Below are 15,529 nucleotides of genomic sequence, written 5' to 3'. Positions count from 1 at the left end.
CAGAAGGAGCAACACGACATGAGCGAGCAGCCGGTGAAGGGCCCCGCGAGCTACTTCCCCTCGATCGAGAAGAAGTACGGCCGTCCGGTCGCGGAGTGGCAGGAGCTGATCCGCTCCTCCCCGCTGACCAAGCACATGGAGCTCGTCTCCTGGCTGAAGACCGAGCACGGGATCGGCCACGGCCACGCCAACGCCCTGGTCAAGCACACCCTCACGGAGAAGTAGACGCTCGCTTATGCGGGGGAGCGCCTGAGCCATGTCGTGTCTCGCCGGACCGGGCTTGACTGGGTGTCATGACGAAGAACACGAACGAGACGCAGACGGCAACGGCGCAGAACGCGATCACCCTCGTCATCGGGGGCAACGGCAAGACGGGCCGGCGGGTCGCCGAGCGGCTGGAGGCCCAGGGGCGCGCGGTGCGCATCGGGTCCCGCACCGGCGAGCCGGCCTTCGACTGGGACCGGCCCGAGACCTGGGGCCCGGCACTGGAGGGCGTGGACCGCGCGTACGTCACCTACCACCCCGACCTGGCCTTCCCCGGGGCCGCCGACCGCATCGGCGCCTTCGCCGAGACCGCCGTGGCCGCCGGGGCGCGGCGCCTGGTGCTGCTCTCGGGGCGCGGTGAGGAGGCCGCCCGGGCCGCCGAGGACCGGCTCAAGGCCTCGGGGGCCGACTGGACCGTCGTACGCGCCAGCTGGTTCAACCAGAATTTCGACGAGTACTTCTTCCTGGACTCCGTGCTCGGCGGGGAGATCGCCCTGCCGGTGGGGGACGCGGTCGAGGCCTTCGTGGACGCCGGGGACATCGCCGACGTGGTGGTGGCCGCGCTCACCGACGACGGGCATGCCGGCAGGACGTACGAGCTGTCCGGGCCGAGGCTGATCGGCTTCGCGGAGGTGGCCGCCGAGCTGTCGAAGGCGACCGGGCGCGAGATCGCGTACGTCCCCGTCACGGACGAGCAGTACCGGGCGGTGCTGCGCGAGCACGACCTCCCGGAGGAGTTCGCCGACCTGTTCACCCTGATCTCGGACGGCCGCAACGCGCACCTGGTGCACGGGGTCGAGGAGGTCCTGGGCCGCCCGGCCAGGGATTTCGCCGACTACGCGCGCGAAGCGGCGGCGAGCGGGGTCTGGGACGTCCGAGGATGAGGACATGGACACGCTGACCGGTCTCCTCGAAGGGCCACGGGCCCGCGGTGCCTTCCTGATGAAGTCCGTCTTCGACCCGCCGTGGGCCATGCGGGTCGAGGACCGGGCCCCGCTGTCGGTGATGACGCTCGTGAGCGGCTCCGCGTGGCTGCTGCCCGACGGCGGCGAGGCCGTCCGGATCGGGCCCGGTGACGTGGCGGTGGTGCGGGGGCCCGTGCCGTACGCGCTCGCCGACGCGGTCGACACCCCGGTGGGCGTCAGGATCGGCCCCGACCAGCGGTGCAGCGTGCAGGGCGAGGACGTCACCGAGCGGTTCTCGCTCGGGGTGCGGACCTGGGGCCCGTCCCAGGAGGGAGCCGGGTCGGTGGTGCTGCTCAGCGGGACCTACCAGGCGCCGAGCGAGATCGGGCGGCGGCTGCTCGGGGCGCTGCCGGCGGTGCTGGTGCGGCCGGTGCGGGCGGCCGACGCCACCCTGATCACCCTGCTGGCCGCGGAGGTGGCGCGGGACGAGCCGGGGCAGGAACTGGTGCTGGACCGGCTGCTGGACCTGTTGCTCATCGGCGTGCTGCGGGCCTGGCTCGCCGCCCCCGGGTCGGGAGCACCGGCCTGGCACCGCGCCCAGGGCGACCCCGTCGTCGGGGCCGCGCTGCGGCTGCTGCACGAGGACCCCGCGCACGGGTGGACCGTGGAGGAACTGGCCCGCCGGGCCGGGGTGTCGCGGGCCGCGCTGGCCCGGCGCTTCACCGAGCTGGTCGGGGAGCCGCCGGTCGCCTACCTGACGGGGTGGCGGCTCGCCCTGGCCGCCGACCTGCTGCGCGAGCCGGACGCCACGGTGGCGACCGTGGCCCGCCGGGTCGGCTACGGGAGCGCGTTCGCGCTGTCGGCGGCCTTCAAGCGGGTGCGGGGGGTCAGCCCGCAGCAGTTCCGGGAGGGGGCGGGGGCGGCCACGGTGCCGGGAGTACCCGGCACCGTGGTGCTGGGATAGGCCGTGCCTACGCCAGTTCCAGGACGGCCACGGGCTGGGGGCCGCTGAGCTCGCCGGTGGGGCGGAAGCCGAGGCCGAGGTAGAAGGGAGCCGGGCTGTCGTCGCCGTCGTGCCAGGTGACGTACGCCCGGGTCCCGCCGCGGCGGCGGATCTCCTCCGTGACGGCCTCCACGGCGAAGCGGCCGTACCCCTTGCCCTGGTGCTCGGCGGCGATGTTCAGGCGCCAGATGCCGGAACGGCGGTGCTCCGGGTCCTTCGCCGGGTTCCAGACGATGTCCAGGAAGGCCATGACGAAGCCGACGACCTCGTCGCCGTCGAGGATGGCGCGGGGCCAGGCGGGCTCGCCGTGGACGTAGGCCTCGGCCAGGGACAGCGCGACGGACTCGACGAGGTGCTCCTGGTCGGGGCGGACGCGGACGGCGGTCACCGCTTCGAAGTTGTCCGGGGTCACCGGCACCAGGCGGAGGGATGAGCTGATCATGGGCTCAGCCTAGTGCTGCGGCTGGAGGCCGTTCAGAAAGAACGGGACGTGCGGTATATTTCAGGGGTGGGTCAGGGGAGGCGGGTGGATGCGCGAACTGCGGACCGATGCGGCCCCGGGGTGCGGGCTCCGGCTCCGGAACCGGCGTGCACCAGGGGCCGCCCCAGGATCAGGCGGTCGCCTTCGCCGCCTCTTCCGTCACGTGGTCCTGCGAGTACCTCACGGCGTCGTTGTAGACCTTCAGCGCCCGGCTCTCGGAGATGTCCACCGAGGCGAGGACCGACGCCTGCACGATGCTGGGCAGCAGGTGGCGCAGCAGGGCGGTCACCCGGACTCCGAGGTCCTGGTAGTCGGTGAGGGCCTGCGACATGGACTGGATGCCGGCGTACGTCCCCACGATGACGTCGGCGGTCTCGGCGGCGGTGACGTGGGGCAGCAGCTCGCCCCGGGTCTGCGCCCTCTCCAGCCGCTCCGTGATGGGGGCGACCCAGGCGAGCCACGGCCCGCTGCGGTCGAGGCCCTGTGCCAGCTGGTCCATGGCCAGCCGCACGCTCGCGCGGACCATGGGGTCGGTCTGGAGCCGGTAGGTGTGGAGCATCATCATGTCCACGATCTCCTGGATCATGGTCGACCGGTCCGGGATGGCGAGGTTCTGGTTCTGCGAGCTGAGGACCCCGTGGGCCAGGTCCTCCTTCGACTGGAAGTGGAAGTACAAGGCTCCCTTCGTCACCCCGGCCGCGGCGAGGATCTCGGAGATCGTGGCCGCCTGGTACCCCCGCTCCTCGAAGATCTTGGCCGCCGCTGACAGAATCGCCCGACGCGTGCGGATGGCTCGGACCTGCTGGACCTGCTCAGCCATGTTGGCTCCTTCCTCCCTGGGTCGGAAGCCCTTGTGCAAACCGCCCGTCCCGTACGTATCTTACAGCGGGTGACTGTCAAGCCAACCTCGATGGCGCGTACATGCACGGTGTGGCGGAGAAAGGAAGGCGGTTCCCGGTAGGTGCACGGCCGAAACAGGCCGTCCGAAAAGGGCGTGCCGGCCCGTCGGTGACCTGCTGGCTTACGCCGTACCGGGTGGGGGAAGGGATCGCTGGGACGGGTCGCGGGAACGGCGAGAAGGGCCGAATCCGTTCGGGGTGACGACGCCGGCGAGCGGTCGTCGGCGGGCGGTGGGGAGCCGAGTCATGCCTCGGTGGCGGTGCCGGGCATGCCTCGGCCGGGAAACGTGAGGCGAGCAGCGCCGTTCAGGAGTACGAGGCCGCCGTGACGGTCGCACTGAAGGCGATGCTGCCGTTCTGGTGGCCGGTCACCCGCACGGCCTCGGTCGCTCCGGGCGTGTCCGAGTACAGGCGCTCGGCCTCGATCACGCAGGGGACGTCGAACTCGACGTACCGCTTGAAGTCGCTTTCGATGCCGAGCGGCAGGAAGGCCGAACGGCCGAGGGTGGCCGCGGCGGCCTGTCGGGCGGCCTCCACCAGGAGCATGCCGGGCACGTGGTCCAGGGGGTGGTCGAACAGCACGGGGTGCTGCGTGTCCACCCTCAGCTGCCAGCGGTTCTGTTCGGCCGTGGGGGAGAGGACCACGTCGGTCGGGGACAGCCGTCCCACGCTCTGCGGCGCGACGGGAGCCGTCAGGGGCAGCGGGTGGTGGCCGGCCTGCAGGGTGTGCGGGGGCCGCAGGCGTTCGTAGACCGCGGGGCTCGTGCAGGTGGAGGACACCCGGCCCGTGGCGACCACGTGTCCGTCGCGGCGGACCGCGACCTCGTAGGCGATCTTGCTGAGCTTTCCGGCACGGCGCCTGACCTCGGTGAAGACGACGTCGATGTCGAGGGTGGTGGGCGCCCGCCGGATCTTGAGGTGCTCCGGCTGGTGGATGGTGATGCCGAGGTCCCACAGCAGGTACTGGTGGCCGAGGGGCAGACCGAACTCGGCGTGTCCCAGCAGGATGCCGAGCTGGCGGATCGTCTCTATGCAGATGAGCGGATCGTGGTGGTCCCCGGCGACCTGGGTGTAGAAGGCGTGGTCCCCGGGCCATTGGGCGGTGACCGTGAAGTGGGTGTCGTCGTGACGCTGCCAGTCGGTCAGAAAGACCTCGGCGGCGGACGCCCGGTGCACCAGTTCCTTGGGGACGGTGGCAGTGAACGGCGGGCGGTCGTATCCGGTCTGATCGAGCGGCGAGAGCGCGGCCCGCAACGTCGGGTCGTAGGTCGCAGTGCGCTCGACATGAAACGTGCTCGCGCTCATTGTTCCCCCTAGACAGCGCTGGCGAGTCACCGGTGTGACTTGCGAGAAAAATATATACCAACCGGTTTTTTATCCAGGGGAAGCATCGTCCTGGCCCGGGAAATATGTGGAGGTGTGTATTCCGGCCAAACCCCCGTCGGGCTGTTTCCCCAGTTCCCTGCCGGTGGAGCGCCGTCGAATCTCTGCCACCCGGCTGGAAGCAGTTCAACCGGGCCGAGAGTGGTTCTCGAGCTGGAGGCCCGGGAGCGGGGCCGCGTTCCGCTCGGGAGGCCTTCGATTCGCATCGGGAGATCGCTTTGTGGCCTGCGGGACGGGTGTGCCGTGCGGCGTGCCGCTCTCTGTATGAGGGGTGACGAGTCCCGCCGCCGCAGGGTCCCGCACCGGCCTGTCGCAGGGCTTCCGTCGTCGGGAGCGGTTCCGCCGCTCCGTGGTCCGTGGAGCGCGGCGGTCGGCGGTGTCCGCCTCCGCCGGGTGCCGGCGCCGCATCCTCCGCTCCTCGTGCGCATTCGCGGTTTGCCGGGGTGAAACATCTCGGGGGGTTGCGTCGCGCGGCTCCGCAGGGCCGGCGTCCGGGGACACGGGCGGACCGGTGACGGGTCCAACGCCCGGCGGGCCGGCTTCCGGAAGTCCTGGGGGATGGCGGGACGCCCTTCCGGTTGCTGGGTTCCAGCCGAGGTGGAGCCTCGGGGGCGGAGGGCGGTGGGAGTCATTCCCCTTCATCTTGAGCAGCGTTCGAGCCGACCTCCGGCCCGGCTCCGCCGCTTGACTAGTGTAAATATCCTTCAGCAAACCGCTAAAGCGGTTTGTAACGGCTCTTCATGTGCCGCCTTGAGGTGGGCCGGGCGGTCTGCCTCGATGCGGGTGGGGTTCTGAGTGACAGGGGGGAGGCCGGCCAAAGGGGCGGTTTTCAGCCGTTTGTTGGCTGAGATGAGGCCTCTTGAGTCGTCCCCCTGCCCTTCTGTGGGGGCGTGAGACGCCCTCTCTGTCATTCCGCTTGTGGGTAAAGATGCAGCTAGAAGCCCGTTCTTGGATTCCCCTGGGGGCCCGTAGGGGCAAAAAACGGTACAGCCGGTTTGGTATTGACAAACCGGCTCGTCTGTTTTTTGCTCGTTCCAGCGAAAGTCGAGAGCTCATCCAAGGACGAAGCAGGGGAGTACGGCGTGGACATCGATGTACTGGGTGCACTGACCGTTCGGGAGAACGGGGTCTCCATCACGCCGACGGCGGCCAAGCCCCGGCAGGTGCTGGCGCTGCTCGCCCTGCACGCCGACCAGGTCGTGCCCGTGGCCGCACTGATAGAGGAGCTGTGGGGGACGGAGCCGCCGCGCAGCGCCCGCACCACCCTGCAGACCTACGTGCTCCAGCTGCGCGGCCTCATCGGCACCGCACTGGAGGGGACCGACGGGACGCGCACCGCCAAGGACGTCCTCGTGACGCTGCCCGGCGGCTACATGCTCAGCAGCGCCGGCGGCACCAGCGACGTCCGCGAGTTCGACCGGCTGGCCGGGATGGGCTACCGGGCCATGGACGCCCAGGACTTCCCCAACGCCGCGCGGCTGCTGCGGGAGGCGCTCTCCCTGTGGTCGGGGCCGGCCTTCGCCGACGTCGACGGCGGGGTGCAGCTGGACATGGAGACGCGCCGCCTGGAGGAGACCCGGCTGTGCGCGCTCGACCAGCGCATCGAGGCCGACCTGAAGCTGGGCCGCCACCGGGAGTTGCTCGCGGAACTGACCGTCCTGGCCAGCCGCTACCGGATCCACGAGAACCTCCACGGGCAGTTCATGCTCGCCCTGCACCGCTCGGGCCGGCGCGGCGAGGCGCTCAGCGTCTACCAGCGGCTGCGCTCCACGCTCGTGCGCGAGCTCGGCATCGAGCCCTCGGCCGCCCTGCGCAGCCTCCAGCGCTCGATCCTCATGAGCGGCCCCGAGGCGACGTCCCCCGAGTCCGCGGAGAGCGCCCGCAAGAGGCTCGCCCGGGTCGGCTGAGCGGAAAATGTCCGCCCGATGTTCGCGGATTTAAGAAAACACTGCGGAAAACCTGAGAGTTAATTTGCACCAACGGGAATCGGAACAAAGACGACGAGCCCGATCGATGGGCTGAGCATGGGGTTTGGCATCCAATCGGAATCCTGTCTTACGAATCCGCCGTCTGTTCGCCTGTTTCGGAGGTCCGCTCGACGTCGGCTAGAGCGCCCGGTGATGTTGCCCTGGGCTGGCTTACCGTCATCGGGTCGAATACTGATAACCGAGAGTATCTCGACGAAATATGGAGGGGAGACGGGAGACCGTGAAGATTCAGGTTCTGGGTCCGTTGAGTGCCGAGGTCAACGGGGCATCGATCGTTCCTACGGCGGGCAAGCCGCGTCAGATCCTGGCGCTTCTCGCGCTCTACCCGGGCCGGGTGATGCCCGTGCCGACCCTCATGGAGGAGATCTGGGGGACGAACCTGCCCGAAAGCGCGCTCACCACCCTGCAGACGTACATCCTCCAGCTGCGCCGCAGGCTCGGCACGGCCATGGGTCCGGGGGCCCCCGGCACCGCCAAGGACGTGCTCGCCACCCGGCACGGCGGCTACCTCCTCCAGATCCCGCAGGAGTCGGTGGACGTCCACGAGTACGAGGCCCTCGTCGCCGCCGGCCAGAACGCCTTCGACGACGGTGACGACGAGCGCGCCGCCGACCTGCTGCGCAAGGCGCTCGACCTGTGGCAGGGACCCGCGCTGGTCGACGTGCGCGTCGGCCCGATCCTCGAGATCGAGGTGCTGCGGCTGGCGGAGAGCCGGCTGGTCACCACCGAGCGGCGGATCGACGTCGACCTGCGCCTCGGACGTCACACCGAACTGCTCGCCGAACTCACCGAGCTGATGGCCCGCAACCCGCAGCACGAGGGCCTGCACTCGCAGGCCATGGTCGCGCTGTACCGTTCGGGCCGGCAGGCCACCGCCCTCGACGTCTACCGCAGGCTCCGGGCCCGGCTGATCGGGGAGCTCGGCGTCGAGCCCTCGCAGCAGCTCCAGCGACTGCACCAGGCGATGCTCCGGGTGGACCCGGCGCTCGACGTCGTCGCCGGACCCCGCCGCAGCTCAACCTTCGACCTGTACGCGGCCTAGCAGGTCGCGCGGGGGAGGCGCGGCGGCTCCAGCAGGACTCGTTCCCGGCGTGAGGGGCTCTCCAGGGCGGGCGGTCAGGCTCCTGGCGACCCGGTATGAGCCGCTGCGCCGGCGGACGAGGAGAGAGGCAAACCCATGCAAGCCACGGTCCGGCTGGAACTCGCCGACCTCACCCGCATCCTGCGGATCTGGGGAGGCGAGGAGGACTGCGTCGAGCTGACCGAGGAAGTCCAGGACCTGTACTGGATCGAACTCGGCTACGACAGCCTCTCCATCCTGCAGACCATAGGGTCGATCGAGCGCAGGTTCGACGTCCTGCTCGCAGGGGAGATCCTCGAACTGGGAGACACTCCGCGGCTCTTCCTCGAACTGGTCAACGAGGCGCTGGGCAGCCGCGCCGCCGTCTGAAGACTCCAGCGGCGTTCGACGAGGACTCCGGCGGACGCCGACAGGCTCTGCGCCAAGCGTTGAGAGAGGTGTCCGATGTCTGTCGAGCGAGTGCACCGGATGTCATGCGCGGTCGACGCGGCCGCGCCCGCCGGAGCCCTGTACACCCTGGTGGCCGACGTCACCCAGTGGCCGCTGTTCCTGCCGGACACCGTCCACGTCGAGCGGCTGGACTTCGACGGCGTCACCGACCGGTACGTCCGGTGGGCCGACACCGGCGGGGAGCTGCGGCGCTCGCTCGTGCGGCGGACCCTGGACGCGGGCGGGCGGCGCGTCCTCTTCCAGGAGGAGCGCCCCGACGGGCCCGTCACCGCCTCGGGCGGCAGCTGGGGCGTGGAGGAACTGGCCCCCGGCTGGTCGCGGCTGCTCCTGGAACGGGAGCTCACCCTCGACGGGGGACGGGGCGCGGAGGCCGAGCGGGCCGTGGCGTCGGCGGAGGAGAGCGCGTGGACCGCGCTCGGCGGTCTGCGGATCGCGGCCGAGCACTGGCGGCGGCTGGACGAACTCATCGTGTCCTTCGAGGAGTCCGTACGGATCGAGGGCCCGGCCGAGCCGGTGTACGAGTTCCTGTACGGCGTGGACTCCTGGCCCGGACGGGTCGCCCACGTGATGCGGGCCGAGGTGTCCGAGGAGCGGCCCGGCGTGCAGCGCACCCGGCTGGTCAACCTGGCCGACGACGGCTCCGCCTATCCCACCGAGTCGTTACGGGTGTGCTTCCCCGCCGCCGGACGGATCGTCTTCAAGCGGACCCGGCCGCACCCGCTGCTCGCGGCGCACGCCGGCGAGTGGTGTCTGGAGCCGGACGCCTCGGGGGTCACCGTGTCCTGCCGGCACGACGTGCTGCTGGACGAGCGGGCGGTGGGGCGCGGCCCCGGCGCGGAACTCGCGGCGGCGCGGCGGTACGTGCGCGAGGTGGTCGGGCGCGAGAGCCGGGCGGTGCTGGAGCCGGCGACGCGGTACGCGGGCGACCCGGTCAGGACGCTGCGCTCGGTATGAGGCACCCCGGGTCCTCCCGGATCCATTGACTTCCCCCCTGGCGGCGGCCCGCCACCGTGTTCCCCCGCGGTGGCGGGCCGTCGTGCTGTTCAGCTGCCCCGCCCGGCGGTGTCCAGTTCGCGCAGGGTGGCGGGCGCGGCCAGACAGGGCATGACCACCCGCCAGAAGCCGGCCAGGGTGCGCGGCGCGAGCCACTGCGGGTCGTCGCGGGCCAGCGCCTCGAAGCCGAGGGTGGCGGCCACCACCGTCGCGGCCACGCTGCGGTGGTTGAGGCCGGGCAGCAGGGTGCCCTCCTCGCTGGCCTCCGCCAGCAGCCGGTGGACGTATTCGTGCCACTCCCGGGGCAGGGCACAGGAGGACGCGTACGCCTGCTCCCGGCCCAGCCGGAAACCGGCGCGGGCCACGACGTCCCGCAGGAGCAGCCCGGCGAGCGCCTGGGAGCTGTCGGCCAGGGCCTGGAGGGCGGACGTGCGCCGTGCGTACACCTCGCGGGCGGCCGCGCGCAGGGCCTCGGCCCCGGCGGCCTCGACGGCCTGGGCGACCGCCGCCTTGTTCTCGAAGTGGAAGTGCAGCGCGCCCGGGCTCACCCCGGCACCGACGCTGATCATGCTCAGAGTGGCCTCTGCGTAGCCGCGCCGTCCAAAAACGGTCGCGGCTGACTCAATCAGTGCATGACGGGTGCGGACAGCGCGTTCTTGTTTCATCACGCATAGCTCCTGTATCAGTTTCCTTCCATTATTAAACCGCGCCGTTGGTATGGGAATGGCCTAGGGGTGCCCCTTACTGGCTGGTTTCATGATGGTCGTCGCCCGTGCATGGCCCGATTTGGTCCTTTTTTCAACGGCCTTGCCAGGATTTGCAGGCTTTGACAAACCGACGAAGCGGTTTGTATCTTCGTTGACGTTGGCTCAACCGAGCTTGAGGGAGGGGGGCAGATGAACCAGCGGACTATCGCTGTACTGGAACCTCACGCAGGCGCCGCGGGCGTGAACGGGGGGTTCCTGCCGGCCGAGGGGCTCAGAACGCCACAGCACGCGCCGACCCAGTCGGCCCTGTGGCGGATCCTCATCGTGGAGAGCAACACGATCGAGGCGGAGACGCTCGCACGCGGCCTGCGCCGCCACGGACACGAGATCGAGATCGTCGCCACCGGCAGCGAGGCGCTGCGCTGCTACGCCGACGCCGATCTCGTCCTGCTGGACCTGGAACTCCCCGACCTGGACGGTCTGGAGGTCTGCCGCAGCATCCGCGCGGCCCACGAGATCCCGGTGATCGCGGTCACCGCCCGGGGCAGCGAACTGGACCGGGTCCTCGGGCTGCAGGCGGGTGCGGACGACTACCTGGTCAAGCCGTACGGGTTCCGCGAGCTGATGGCGCGGATGGAGGCGGTCATGCGCCGGGCACGGCCGACCCGCCCCGTCGCGGCCACCATCACCTGCGGTCCGCTGCGGATCGACGCGGGCACGCGCGAAGTGACTTTGAACGGGGAACCCGTCGAGACCACGCGCAAGGAGTTCGACATGCTCTACCTCCTCGCGTCCCATCCCGACACCGTCATCCCGCGCAAGATGCTGATGCAGCAGGTCTGGGGCGACTCCTGGTCCCGCCGGACCGTGGACACGCACGTGAGCACGCTCCGCAACAAGATCGGCGCCGGCTGGATCATCACGATCCGGGGCGTCGGTTTCCGGTTCGGCCAGGGCGCCTGAACCCGTCCCCGCGCAGGGCCGCGGGAGGACGACCGCCGAGCACGACGCAAGCCGAGGGGGAACGAGCATGGCAGTGACGGCGCTGTGCCACGGGGAGGGCTGCCGCACCGGACGGGCGGGCGAACGGCCCCGCAGGCGCACGACCGACGGCAGCCGGCTCTGCCGGCCCTGCCGCGACCACTTCGCCGCGGGCCTCGCGGAACTGGCCCACCTGTACGAGGAGTGCGGCCGGGTCCTCGGCGGCGCGGCCCCCGGCAGCCTGCGCGAGCGCACCACCGGCGGGGAGCTCCCCGGGCTCCCCTTCAACGGCGCCGCCGCCGACGTACGGGCCAGGATGGTCTCCGTACTCGGCTCCTGGAGCGGACTCGTCGCCCAGCAGCGGGGCTTCACCTCGCCGCCGCGCACCGTCGCCGCGCTCACCGACTTCCTGCTGCGCAACGCCGACTGGCTCGCCGCCCACTCCGCCGCCGCCGAGGCCACCGAGGAAGTCGCCCGGCTGGTCCGGGCCGGCCGCCGCGCCGCCTTCCCCGACCCGGCCCGCAGCATCCGCCTCGGCGACTGCCCCGAGTCCGGCTGCGCCGGCGCCCTCACCCTCGCGGTGCGCGCCGGGTCCGCCGCCGACGGGCCGGCCATCGAGTGCGCCGCGGACCCCGCACACCGCTGGACCAGCGACCAGTGGAGCGCGCTCAGCCGCTCCATGGACTCCGCGCGGACACCCGGAACCCCGGCCGCGCCGGCCACCGAGCGCTGGCTGACCGCCGCCGACATCGCGCAGCTGTGGCACACGCCCACGGGCACCGTCTACCGGCTGGCGAGCGAGGAGCGCTGGCGCCGGCGCAACCGCGCGGGTCGCACGTACTACAACGAGAGCGACGTCCGGGACTGTTTCACCCGCAGGGCGGCCGCGCGGGCCTGAACCCTTCGTCCCCGTACGCGCAGCACACGACCGAGCACCGCTCGACACCGGTCAGCACGGCATCCGGCAGGGTCCGGATCCAGCCGTCTGACCGGTGTTTGACATTCCCTTTTCCACGGTCCGACGCACCGGACCGGGCCTTGTGGAACCTGACCTACTCCTGAATCCACGGCCATTGAACGGCCGCTCGCGTCCGAAGAACCTTGTAGTCAAGATCCGGTGCACTGTCTCCGGAGGCTGAACTCAAGGAGACGTGATGGACGCCCCAGTGATCGTCGTCGGCGCCGGTCCCGCGGGCATGATGCTCGCCGGCGAACTGCGGCTGGCGGGAGTCGCCGTAGTCGTCCTCGAACGCCTGGAACGGCGTACGGGCGAATCCCGCGGGCTCGGCTTCACCACCCGCACCCTGGAGACCTTCGACCAGCGCGGCCTCCTCGCGCGCTTCGGCGAGATCGAGCGGAGCACGCTCGGCCACTTCGGCGGGCTGCCGCTGGACTTCGGCGTGCTCGACGGAGCCTGCCAGGCCGCCAAGACCGTGCCGCAGTCCGTCACGGAAACCCACCTGGAGGAGTGGGCCGCCTCCCTCGGCGCCGACATCCGGCGCGGCCACCAGGTGCTCTCCGTACGCGACGACGGCGAGGGCGTCGACGTCGAGGTCCGCGGCCCGGACGGTACGCACACCCTGCGCGCCGGCTGGCTGGTCGGCTGCGACGGCGGGCGCAGCACCGTGCGCAAGGCGGCCGGCTTCGACTTCCCCGGCTCCGCCGCCACCATGGAGATGTACCTCGCCGACATCAAGGGCATCGAGCTCAAGCCCCGGATGATCGGCGAGACCCTGCCCGGCGGCATGGTCATGGTCGGCCCGCTGCCCGGCGGCACCACCCGCATCGTCGTCTGCGAACGCGGCACCCCGCCGCGCCGGCGCGAGAGCCCGCCCTCCTTCGACGAGGTCGCGGCCGCCTGGCAGCGGCTCACCGGGGAGGACATCTCGGCCGCCGAACCGGTGTGGGTCAGCGCCTTCGGCGACGCCGCCCGCCAGGTCACCGAATACCGGCGCGGGCGGGTCCTCCTCGCGGGCGACGCGGCGCACATCCACCTGCCCGCCGGCGGCCAGGGCATGAACACCGGCATCCAGGACGCCGTCAACCTCGGCTGGAAGCTCGCCTCGGTCGTCCTCGGCAGGGCCCCGCTCGCCCTGCTCGACACCTACCACGGCGAACGCCACCCCGTGGGGCGGCGGCTGCTGATGAACACCCGGGCCCAGGGCCTGCTGTTCCTCCGCGGCGCCGAGGTGCAGCCGCTGCGCGACTCCCTGCGCGAGCTCATGGAGTACGAGGACGTCCGCCGGCACCTCGCCGCCATGGTCACCGGCCTGGAGATCACCTACGACGTGGGCCGCGGCAGCCACCCGCTGCTCGGCCGGCGCATGCCCGACCTGGAGCTCACCACCGCCGACGGCCCCACCTCCAGCACCGCGCTGCTGCGCCCCGCCCGCGGGGTGCTCCTCGACCTGACGGACAACCCCCGGCTGCGCCAGCGCGCCGCGGCCTGGGCGGAACGGGTCGACACCGTCACCGCCCGGCCGCGCGGAGCGGCGTCCCGGGCCGACGGACTGCACGACACCACAGCCCTGCTCATCCGGCCCGACGGCTACGTGGCATGGGCCGCGCCCGGCACCCACCACGACCTGCCGATGGCACTCGAACGCTGGTTCGGGACGCCCTGACGGGTCCGCCCGCCCGCGGGGCCACTGACGACCGGCGCACCCCCTGACGGCCGCCGCATCCGGCGGCCGGACGAGAACGTCAATCGGAGGAACCACACATGGCAACGCCGCACGCAACGATCGAGCGCCTCCCCGCCGGTCCGGCCGGCCCCGACGGGGAACGCCGCGACGTCGCACGGGCGGCCAGGACCGTCCTGGCCCGCGAGGGCTGGAGGCGCTGCACCGCCGAGGCCACCGCGGCCGAGGCCGGAGTGGGCACGGACGTCGTGACACGGCACTTCCCCGACCACGAACAGCTGCTGCTGGGCGTGCTCCTGGACAGCTCCGCCTCCGTCGCGGCCTGCCTCGCGGCTGTCGCCGAGAGCTACCTCGCGGAGATCACCGACCTGCGGGCGGACCTGATCGCGCTCGGCCGGGCCTGGCTGGCTCCCCTGGAGGCCTTCCGCGAGCACTTCGCGATCGTCCGGCACATCAGCGCCGAGGTCACCACGCTGCCCGCCGAGGCCGTCGACAAGTGGCAGGCCACCGGCCCCCGGCAGGCCCGCCGCGAGCTGGCCCGCCGGCTGCGCCAGGTCGCCGACCGCGGCCTGCTCGACATCGCCGACGCCGATCAGGCGGCCGAACGCTTCATCCTGCTGGTCCCCTCGTCCGTCGTACAGCGCTCCTTCCACGGCGCGCTGCCGCTCGGGCGCCCGGAGGAGGACGCCCTCATAGCCGACGGAGTCGACGACTTCATCCGGCTGTACGGCCCGACCGCCTCCCGCTGACCCCGCCGATCCCTGGAGAGAGTAGAAAAAGATGCACAGCAACCTGATCGTGGCGCGGATGGACATCCGCTCCAGCGCCGAGGTGGCCCAGCTCTTCGCCGAGTTCGACAAGACGGACATGCCCGCGCGCATGGGCACCCTGCGCCGGCGCCTGTTCACCTATCAGGGCCTCTACTTCCACCTCCAGGACTTCGCCGAGGACGACGGCGGCGAGCGCATCCAGGCGTCCCGCAACGACCCGCGGTTCATGAAGATCAGCTACGACCTGCAGCCGTTCATCCAGCCGTACGACCCGGAGACCTGGCGCACCCCGGCCGACGCGATGGCCACGCGCTTCTACGACTGGACGGCATCCGAATGACCTCCGCCGGAGCAGAGGAGATGACGGGAGGACACCGGCCGTGGCCCGCCGGGTAGTCATCACGGGCATCGGGGTGCTGGCGCCGGGAGGCATCGGCGTCCGGGAGTTCTGGGACCTGCTGAGCTCCGGGCGCACGGCGACGCGGGAGATCACCCACTTCGACGCCTCCCCCTTCCGCTCCCGGGTGGCCGCCGAAGCCGACTTCCTGCCGGAGCTGCACGGGCTGACGCAGGAAGAGATCCGCCGGATGGACCGCGCCGCCCAGTTCGCGGTGGTCGCGGCCCGGGAGGCGGTCGAGGACAGCGGGGTCGACTTCGCGGCCCTGGACCCGTACCGGACCGGCGTCAGCATCGGCACCGGAGTGGGCGCCGTCGGCAGCCTCGACAAGGCGTACCGCGCGACCAGCCTCGGCGGCCGGCTCGCGGCCGTCGACCACGCGCGGGCGCCGCAGCACCTGTACGACCACTTCGTGCCGGGTTCGTTCGCGACGGAGGTGGCGTGGGCGGTGGGTGCGGAGGGGCCGGCGGCGGTGATCTCGTCGGGTTGTACGGCGGGGATCGATTCGGTGGCGCATGCGGTGGATCTGATCCGTGAGGGCAGTGCGGACGTGATGGTGACGGGTGCGACGGACGCGCCGATCAC

Annotated in this window: 17 protein-coding genes; 13 read left to right on the top strand and 4 right to left on the bottom strand. The window is 71.5% G+C overall.

Features of this window, described 5'->3' with window-relative positions; all coding sequences use genetic code 11:
* Positions 1 to 18: 18 nt before the first annotated feature.
* From ACIPW5_RS38305 to ACIPW5_RS38295, 3 genes are all read left to right on the top strand, one after another.
* Positions 19 to 225, top strand: coding sequence for a DUF4287 domain-containing protein (locus ACIPW5_RS38305; RefSeq protein WP_401255655.1), 207 nt, complete (start codon positions 19 to 21; stop codon positions 223 to 225).
* 68 nt (positions 226 to 293) lie between these two features.
* A complete protein-coding gene (locus tag ACIPW5_RS38300) occupies positions 294 to 1,148 on the top strand; it encodes an NAD(P)H-binding protein (protein WP_401255652.1) in 855 nt (284 codons plus the stop codon).
* A gap of 4 nt (positions 1,149 to 1,152) precedes the next feature.
* Positions 1,153 to 2,133, top strand: coding sequence for an AraC family transcriptional regulator (locus ACIPW5_RS38295; protein ID WP_401255650.1), 981 nt, complete (start codon positions 1,153 to 1,155; stop codon positions 2,131 to 2,133).
* 7 nt (positions 2,134 to 2,140) lie between these two features.
* Here the strand turns inward: ACIPW5_RS38295 and ACIPW5_RS38290 are convergent, their stop codons facing one another.
* From ACIPW5_RS38290 to ACIPW5_RS38280, 3 genes are all read right to left on the bottom strand, one after another.
* Complete coding sequence (locus ACIPW5_RS38290) at positions 2,141 to 2,614, bottom strand: GNAT family N-acetyltransferase (RefSeq protein WP_401255648.1); 474 nt, start codon at positions 2,612 to 2,614, stop codon at positions 2,141 to 2,143.
* Between the two features lie 169 nt (positions 2,615 to 2,783).
* Positions 2,784 to 3,473: a ScbR family autoregulator-binding transcription factor gene (locus tag ACIPW5_RS38285; RefSeq protein WP_401255646.1), complete on the bottom strand. Its 690-nt coding sequence runs from the start codon at positions 3,471 to 3,473 to the stop codon at positions 2,784 to 2,786.
* A 385-nt stretch (positions 3,474 to 3,858) separates the two neighbouring features.
* Entirely contained in the window at positions 3,859 to 4,857 is a 999-nt protein-coding gene (locus tag ACIPW5_RS38280; protein ID WP_401255643.1) for a ScbA/BarX family gamma-butyrolactone biosynthesis protein, read from the bottom strand.
* 1,160 nt (positions 4,858 to 6,017) lie between these two features.
* Here ACIPW5_RS38280 and ACIPW5_RS38275 point away from each other — a divergent pair.
* From ACIPW5_RS38275 to ACIPW5_RS38260, 4 genes are all read left to right on the top strand, one after another.
* Positions 6,018 to 6,842: a BTAD domain-containing putative transcriptional regulator gene (locus tag ACIPW5_RS38275; RefSeq protein WP_401255641.1), complete on the top strand. Its 825-nt coding sequence runs from the start codon at positions 6,018 to 6,020 to the stop codon at positions 6,840 to 6,842.
* Positions 6,843 to 7,143: 301 nt separating this feature from the next.
* Positions 7,144 to 7,965: an AfsR/SARP family transcriptional regulator gene (locus tag ACIPW5_RS38270; RefSeq protein WP_331719167.1), complete on the top strand. Its 822-nt coding sequence runs from the start codon at positions 7,144 to 7,146 to the stop codon at positions 7,963 to 7,965.
* Positions 7,966 to 8,100: 135 nt separating this feature from the next.
* Positions 8,101 to 8,373 (top strand): phosphopantetheine-binding protein, encoded by a 273-nt coding sequence (locus ACIPW5_RS38265; protein WP_401255638.1) that lies wholly within the window; start codon positions 8,101 to 8,103, stop codon positions 8,371 to 8,373.
* A gap of 75 nt (positions 8,374 to 8,448) precedes the next feature.
* Positions 8,449 to 9,408, top strand: a complete 960-nt coding sequence (locus ACIPW5_RS38260; RefSeq protein ID WP_401255635.1) for an SRPBCC family protein — start codon at positions 8,449 to 8,451, stop codon at positions 9,406 to 9,408.
* 89 nt (positions 9,409 to 9,497) lie between these two features.
* Here the strand turns inward: ACIPW5_RS38260 and ACIPW5_RS38255 are convergent, their stop codons facing one another.
* Positions 9,498 to 10,112, bottom strand: a complete 615-nt coding sequence (locus ACIPW5_RS38255; protein WP_401255632.1) for a ScbR family autoregulator-binding transcription factor — start codon at positions 10,110 to 10,112, stop codon at positions 9,498 to 9,500.
* A 231-nt stretch (positions 10,113 to 10,343) separates the two neighbouring features.
* On the opposite strand from ACIPW5_RS38255, the gene ACIPW5_RS38250 reads away from it, so the two are divergent.
* The 6 genes from ACIPW5_RS38250 to ACIPW5_RS38225 all read left to right on the top strand — a co-directional run.
* Positions 10,344 to 11,117: a response regulator transcription factor gene (locus ACIPW5_RS38250; protein WP_401255629.1), complete on the top strand. Its 774-nt coding sequence runs from the start codon at positions 10,344 to 10,346 to the stop codon at positions 11,115 to 11,117.
* Between the two features lie 67 nt (positions 11,118 to 11,184).
* On the top strand, positions 11,185 to 12,033 hold the full coding sequence (locus tag ACIPW5_RS38245) for a hypothetical protein (protein ID WP_401255626.1): 849 nt from the start codon (positions 11,185 to 11,187) through the stop codon (positions 12,031 to 12,033).
* A gap of 256 nt (positions 12,034 to 12,289) precedes the next feature.
* Positions 12,290 to 13,759: an FAD-dependent monooxygenase gene (locus tag ACIPW5_RS38240; protein ID WP_401255623.1), complete on the top strand. Its 1,470-nt coding sequence runs from the start codon at positions 12,290 to 12,292 to the stop codon at positions 13,757 to 13,759.
* 98 nt (positions 13,760 to 13,857) lie between these two features.
* Positions 13,858 to 14,526: a TetR/AcrR family transcriptional regulator C-terminal domain-containing protein gene (locus ACIPW5_RS38235; RefSeq protein ID WP_401255620.1), complete on the top strand. Its 669-nt coding sequence runs from the start codon at positions 13,858 to 13,860 to the stop codon at positions 14,524 to 14,526.
* 31 nt (positions 14,527 to 14,557) lie between these two features.
* The gene (locus tag ACIPW5_RS38230) at positions 14,558 to 14,887 is read left to right on the top strand and encodes a TcmI family type II polyketide cyclase (RefSeq protein ID WP_401255618.1); all 330 of its coding nucleotides are present in this window, start codon (positions 14,558 to 14,560) and stop codon (positions 14,885 to 14,887) included.
* Between the two features lie 40 nt (positions 14,888 to 14,927).
* A partial coding sequence (locus ACIPW5_RS38225; protein WP_401255615.1) for a beta-ketoacyl synthase N-terminal-like domain-containing protein occupies positions 14,928 to 15,529 on the top strand: 602 nt, incomplete at its 3' end.

Source organism: Streptomyces sp. NPDC090077, from assembly GCF_044747545.1.
GTDB lineage: Bacteria > Actinomycetota > Actinomycetes > Streptomycetales > Streptomycetaceae > Streptomyces.
Note: the sequence above shows the minus strand (reverse complement) of the source record. Positions and strands in the feature narration are given on the sequence as shown.

Excerpts from the sequence above, each read along its gene's own strand:
- ACIPW5_RS38235 (WP_401255620.1), top strand. The coding sequence starts at position 13,858 with ATGGCAACGCCGCACGCAACGATCGAGCGCCTCCCCGCCGGTCCGGCC.
- ACIPW5_RS38285 (WP_401255646.1), bottom strand. The coding sequence starts at position 3,473 with ATGGCTGAGCAGGTCCAGCAGGTCCGAGCCATCCGCACGCGTCGGGCG.
- ACIPW5_RS38290 (WP_401255648.1), bottom strand. The coding sequence starts at position 2,614 with ATGATCAGCTCATCCCTCCGCCTGGTGCCGGTGACCCCGGACAACTTC.
- ACIPW5_RS38280 (WP_401255643.1), bottom strand. The coding sequence starts at position 4,857 with ATGAGCGCGAGCACGTTTCATGTCGAGCGCACTGCGACCTACGACCCG.
- ACIPW5_RS38265 (WP_401255638.1), top strand. The coding sequence starts at position 8,101 with ATGCAAGCCACGGTCCGGCTGGAACTCGCCGACCTCACCCGCATCCTG.
- ACIPW5_RS38255 (WP_401255632.1), bottom strand. The coding sequence starts at position 10,112 with ATGAAACAAGAACGCGCTGTCCGCACCCGTCATGCACTGATTGAGTCA.
- ACIPW5_RS38300 (WP_401255652.1), top strand. The coding sequence starts at position 294 with ATGACGAAGAACACGAACGAGACGCAGACGGCAACGGCGCAGAACGCG.
- ACIPW5_RS38245 (WP_401255626.1), top strand. The coding sequence starts at position 11,185 with ATGGCAGTGACGGCGCTGTGCCACGGGGAGGGCTGCCGCACCGGACGG.
- ACIPW5_RS38240 (WP_401255623.1), top strand. The coding sequence starts at position 12,290 with ATGGACGCCCCAGTGATCGTCGTCGGCGCCGGTCCCGCGGGCATGATG.
- ACIPW5_RS38260 (WP_401255635.1), top strand. The coding sequence starts at position 8,449 with ATGTCTGTCGAGCGAGTGCACCGGATGTCATGCGCGGTCGACGCGGCC.
- ACIPW5_RS38250 (WP_401255629.1), top strand. The coding sequence starts at position 10,344 with ATGAACCAGCGGACTATCGCTGTACTGGAACCTCACGCAGGCGCCGCG.
- ACIPW5_RS38305 (WP_401255655.1), top strand. The coding sequence starts at position 19 with ATGAGCGAGCAGCCGGTGAAGGGCCCCGCGAGCTACTTCCCCTCGATC.
- ACIPW5_RS38230 (WP_401255618.1), top strand. The coding sequence starts at position 14,558 with ATGCACAGCAACCTGATCGTGGCGCGGATGGACATCCGCTCCAGCGCC.
- ACIPW5_RS38295 (WP_401255650.1), top strand. The coding sequence starts at position 1,153 with ATGGACACGCTGACCGGTCTCCTCGAAGGGCCACGGGCCCGCGGTGCC.